The following is a 4,475-nucleotide window of genomic DNA, read 5'->3' as shown; positions in this document are numbered from 1 at the left end:
AGAAAAACGTAAAAAAACCGTCTCAAGTTGTGAGACGGCTTCTTTTAGTAGCCTCGACAGGAATCGAACCTGTATCAAAAGTTTAGGAAACTCCCATTCTATCCATTGAACTACGAGGCCCCGAATAAAAAAGGCCATCATCGCTGATAGCCTTTTAAGCTCCCGCTAATGTTGTTTTATCGAACCAATTTCAGTCAGATTTGAAGAAATTGTACTCCGTATACAACGACATTATGGAAACCTGTTAAGGCTATGACCTTCTGAAACAAAGGGTACCTCTTTTCAGAGGTGCAAATATAGAAACTCTATTCATATATGGCAAATATGAATGGAGATATTTTCCGTTGTTGCTTAAGTGCCGTACCTCAGCGATTTCCATTGAGAAAAGATATAAAAAGCTACCCGCTTTGGGGACTGGTTAGCCCGTAATTCATAAATGAACCACCCTATGAGTATGGCACCTTCCTCGCCCTCCCTCCCCTCTGTAGGGCTAAATTTGCCTTTTTAGTGCTTTTACGGTTCCAAGTATCCTATCTCTCTAGGATAAACGACTCGTTTGCTTTAGTAGGCACTCTGTATGGTGGTTAAATTTTGGGTGGTTTGCACAAAAATAAAAATGAAGTGTTTCAATTTGAGACACATGGTGGCGAAAAATTTTTATAAAAAAATGCTTCAAAAAGCTACAGATTTTGAAGTTCGATACTATATACTAATAACGATGCTTGATTAACCTCCTTGTATGGAGTTCTTGTATCTACTAAAATTATAAAATCATAAAGAAGATGAAATACGATAAATTGAAAGAGTTTATAAAAAGAACTGGTAAAAGTAAAAGTAAGATTGGGAGATTCTATAAGTTATACCCAGATTTGCATTCCGAAACAAAGATGAAGGGGAAGTGGAGAGTCTATCCTATAGAGCATGCCAGATACTTTGACAGTGAGTTAATGTTTGATGAAAATAAAGCGTTGAGATTAGAGAACCACTCGATGAAGAATTTGATAAAGTGTCTAGCTGAAAAGAACAGTTTACAATATAGACTGTGGGAGATGGACTGGAGTTTCTTCGGGACGGTTGCATACAGGAATGACAGGAACCAAAAGTCATGTTACAGGCAAATGAGCGGATTGTATGATGCCCTGATTGACAAATATGGTGCCGATACGGCATTAAACCTATTTTTTACAACGGAACCGTTTACCAATAGGGATGGATACCACAATCACTTTTTAATCTTTGTTGAGGACATTGCCCTGCACGCAAAGGTTATCAATGACATAGAGGCTTATTTTTCTTATGATAGGGTTGATATAAAACAATATGATAAGCTTAAAGCGGGTCTGTGGTACATGTCTAAAGATGGACTATCCGATGAAGATTACGACCTTTTGGGTAATAATTTAGGTGGGAAAATAAGGAAAACAGCATGAGAGTGCTTCTAACTATAACCCAAATAACGAGATTGTTATCGATGCCAGATATTAAGCCAAAATACCCAATAACGGTCAGGGTTCGGGATGTGTCTGAGCAGGAGTTTACAAATTTAATAGAATTACTTAAGAAGAAGGGTTAACCTTCTTTTTCTGTTTCCAAGCCTTTCAATAATTCACTTGGAGTTGTTTCCAATGCCTCGGCTAATCGAAATATTGTACTTATTTTCATCTCCTGCTGACCCTTCATATATTTTCTTAGATTCTCTACGTCCATACCTGCATCATAGGCTACCTCCCTTTGTCTTAATCCTTTCTCGTCGATAACATCCTTAATCCTTTCCCCTAATATAATCACCACTTTTGGAACTTCATTCTTTCTTATACGTTTCATGAAAGAAAAGTACAAGCAATAGGTTGTTTGCTTGGTATTGTATAAAATCAGGTTGCATACAACCGAATTGTTTTGTATTTTTTATATATTTGTAAGAATATTAATCACTTATATTATGAAAAAGAAATTATTAGGGTCAGTTCTATTAGCAGTGACCTTTTTACTTACTGCCTGTTCAAACGGAGACGATGCACCTGCTCCTGTAGACAATGTTGACACCTCCCAAGTGCTGGGTAAATGGATAATATATAAGGCTATATATGGGGATGCAGAACCTGAACTTTATGATTCTAACGGTACATGTGGTCGTGAGGTGCTTGAATTCCAAAGCGACGGTGAAGTTGTAGATACACACTATGTTGATGAAGATTGTATGTTTGGCGGGGCGGGTACTTATTCATGGTGGGTACTTAATGACGGAAGAATAGCTTTCGGTGCCCATAATAGCTACCACCATATTGTTACCGTAACTGGCAATGAGTTGGTATTAGATGCTAGTGAAGAAGCTGATTATGTTAAGTATTATATACGAGCTAACTAAATGAAAAATACAATAGTAACTATACTGTGTGCCATTTTTATGGTATTTTTTATTGCACATCAATGCGACAAATCAATTCAAGAAGACCGTGCCGAGCAAGCGGCTCAACCGAAAGAAGAAATTCACTGTATGTCATGCAGTAAAGACCTGACAGATGATTATAACAGGATTAATCCTAATGGTACTGGATATTTCTGCACCTTATGTTACCAAAAAACAATGAAAGGTATTCATGATGACATGAGAGCGGAAGGATATAATACCTCTGAATATTCACAGGAGCAATCTGATTACGCATCTGACTATTCTGATTATAGTAGTGACAGTCAGTCAAGCTCAGACTATTCAGTAGGGTCGGACGGTAAGCTCTATGAAAACGAGGCGTGTGAATTATGTAGCGGTACTGGTGTAGAGACTGGAACGAATATGCACACAGGGGAGACAGAAGGCAGGATTTGCCCTATGTGTGATGGTAAAGGAAGAAGAAGTTATTAAAAATCCAACTTTATGAAGAAACTGATACTATTGTTCGTGCTATTTGCTGTTGCTGCTTGTGACAGGAAGATAGGTTATTATGATTTGAAGAACGAGAATGAAACGTACTCCTACGATGGTGAACTCTACTCGGGAACAGCTGTTAGTGATGTCGAGGCAGAAAACCCCTCAACGGTTTATGAATTTCGTGAAGGAGTTAAACAAAGTGAAATTAAATATTATCCCGAGTTTGCGGGAGGCAAAGTCCAATATGAAAAAAACTATTCCATGGGACGTTTAAGTGATGAAAAGGAATTCTCAAAAGACGGACTACTGTTGCGAGAAGAGCATTATTCTTGGGGAATGGACGGTAAAGCTACCGCATCTGTGACTTGGTATGATTGGTGTGGGAAAGCAAAAAGAAAAAAATCATTCGTATGCGATAAAAATATTAATATTAAATATGTCAACTATGACCACTTCATTCCTGAACCATGTAAATAGTATTTCATGTTCAGTATTAGGGCATGCTTGAAAACAGCACACTTTTTTAATTTAATAACCTGGTTTACAGGCGTATAATTTTGCTATCCTAAAAATATACACTATTTTAGCGGTATCAAATTATAAGCCATGCAAGTTAAATACATTAGAGTAAGCACCGAAGAACAAAACACGGGTCGTCAGGAAGTGAATTCAAAATCTTTCTCCAAAATCTACATTGACCGTATATCTGGTTCAATCCCATTTGCAGAACGAAAAGAAGCCAAGAGATTAATAGCCGATATTGAGGCGGGTTTGGTTACGGAAATACACCTAAGCTCTATAGACCGCATGGGAAGGTCTATCCTAAACATTTTAGAGGTTCTTGAATACTTCAACCAGAAGAATATTAATCTATTTGTTGAAAACATCGGAATGTTTTCCATGATAGATAATAAACCCAATCCATCCTTTAAGATGATTGTAAGTGTGCTGGGTAATGTGGGTGAAATGGAACGTCTAAACATGTTAGAGCGTCAACGTCAGGGGATAGAGCTTGCAAAACTCAAAGGAACTTACAAGGGTAGATTATTCGGCACCAAAATCACCGAAGATGAGATTCTGGCGAAGTACAAGAGCGTTGTAAGAGAGTTGAAACGGGGTGAGTCATTGAGGCGTGCCGCAAAAATCGGTGGATGTTCACTCGGTACGACACAGAAAATTAAAGCTATATTAGATAAGAAGAATGAAACAGTTTAGAGTAAGGTTATGGGTTGGTTCCAGTCCTAGCGAAGTGGTTGTAACAGCGATGAACAGCGCAAATGCGCTATCTACCGCTAGGAAACTTTACCCCAATGCTAGGGTCATATCGGCATCGCCTGTATGATGTGGGGAGAGGCTGTTTAAAAACTTTTTTTCATTAAAGACTTGTCACCAAAACATATATTGTGTAGTTTTGTACATATAAGGTTCTCAAGGAGAACTACACAATAATCAACACCCATTGATTATATTTTTCTACCCTGTAATTTGGGCTAGATGTACCCTGACTAAAATAACGAGATTTTTGTCGAGTCCAGTTGTGACTATAAAAGAATAATTCTCCGCCAATCCTGTCCTAAATAAAATTTAACACTATCAAACTTAACCATTT

At 37.8% G+C, this 4,475-nt stretch carries 6 protein-coding genes and 1 tRNA gene; 5 read left to right on the top strand and 2 right to left on the bottom strand.

Annotated elements, in window-relative coordinates; all coding sequences use genetic code 11:
* Window positions 1–48: 48 nt before the first annotated feature.
* Window positions 49–120: transfer RNA gene (locus CHU92_RS01685), tRNA-Arg, on the bottom strand.
* 662 nt (window positions 121–782) lie between these two features.
* Between CHU92_RS01685 and CHU92_RS01680 the strand changes: the two genes are divergently transcribed.
* Entirely contained in the window at window positions 783–1,430 is a 648-nt protein-coding gene (locus tag CHU92_RS01680; RefSeq protein WP_094411964.1) for a hypothetical protein, read from the top strand.
* 139 nt (window positions 1,431–1,569) lie between these two features.
* Here the strand turns inward: CHU92_RS01680 and CHU92_RS01675 are convergent, their stop codons facing one another.
* The gene (locus CHU92_RS01675; RefSeq protein WP_094411962.1) at window positions 1,570–1,824 is read right to left on the bottom strand and encodes a helix-turn-helix domain-containing protein; all 255 of its coding nucleotides are present in this window, start codon (window positions 1,822–1,824) and stop codon (window positions 1,570–1,572) included.
* A 115-nt stretch (window positions 1,825–1,939) separates the two neighbouring features.
* On the opposite strand from CHU92_RS01675, the gene CHU92_RS01670 reads away from it, so the two are divergent.
* From CHU92_RS01670 to CHU92_RS01655, 4 genes are all read left to right on the top strand, one after another.
* Window positions 1,940–2,365, top strand: a complete 426-nt coding sequence (locus tag CHU92_RS01670) for a hypothetical protein (protein WP_094411960.1) — start codon at window positions 1,940–1,942, stop codon at window positions 2,363–2,365.
* A 129-nt stretch (window positions 2,366–2,494) separates the two neighbouring features.
* The gene (locus tag CHU92_RS01665) at window positions 2,495–2,860 is read left to right on the top strand and encodes a hypothetical protein (protein WP_129582976.1); all 366 of its coding nucleotides are present in this window, start codon (window positions 2,495–2,497) and stop codon (window positions 2,858–2,860) included.
* Window positions 2,861–2,872: 12 nt separating this feature from the next.
* Window positions 2,873–3,343: a hypothetical protein gene (locus tag CHU92_RS01660; protein WP_094411956.1), complete on the top strand. Its 471-nt coding sequence runs from the start codon at window positions 2,873–2,875 to the stop codon at window positions 3,341–3,343.
* A gap of 129 nt (window positions 3,344–3,472) precedes the next feature.
* A complete protein-coding gene (locus CHU92_RS01655) occupies window positions 3,473–4,081 on the top strand; it encodes a recombinase family protein (RefSeq protein ID WP_094411954.1) in 609 nt (202 codons plus the stop codon).
* The last annotated feature ends 394 nt before the right edge of the window (window positions 4,082–4,475 follow it).

It is taken from the genome of Flavobacterium cyanobacteriorum (assembly GCF_002251835.1).
Classification (GTDB): Bacteria; Bacteroidota; Bacteroidia; order Flavobacteriales; family Flavobacteriaceae; genus Flavobacterium; species Flavobacterium cyanobacteriorum.
This window is presented reverse-complemented; position numbering and strand designations above follow the sequence as displayed.

Bases quoted from the DNA above. Each gene is read 5' to 3' on its own strand.
- CHU92_RS01680 (WP_094411964.1), top strand. From the start codon at position 783: ATGAAATACGATAAATTGAAAGAGTTTATAAAAAGAACTGGTAAAAGT.
- CHU92_RS01675 (WP_094411962.1), bottom strand. From the start codon at position 1,824: ATGAAACGTATAAGAAAGAATGAAGTTCCAAAAGTGGTGATTATATTA.
- CHU92_RS01670 (WP_094411960.1), top strand. From the start codon at position 1,940: ATGAAAAAGAAATTATTAGGGTCAGTTCTATTAGCAGTGACCTTTTTA.
- CHU92_RS01665 (WP_129582976.1), top strand. From the start codon at position 2,495: ATGTCATGCAGTAAAGACCTGACAGATGATTATAACAGGATTAATCCT.
- CHU92_RS01660 (WP_094411956.1), top strand. From the start codon at position 2,873: ATGAAGAAACTGATACTATTGTTCGTGCTATTTGCTGTTGCTGCTTGT.
- CHU92_RS01655 (WP_094411954.1), top strand. From the start codon at position 3,473: ATGCAAGTTAAATACATTAGAGTAAGCACCGAAGAACAAAACACGGGT.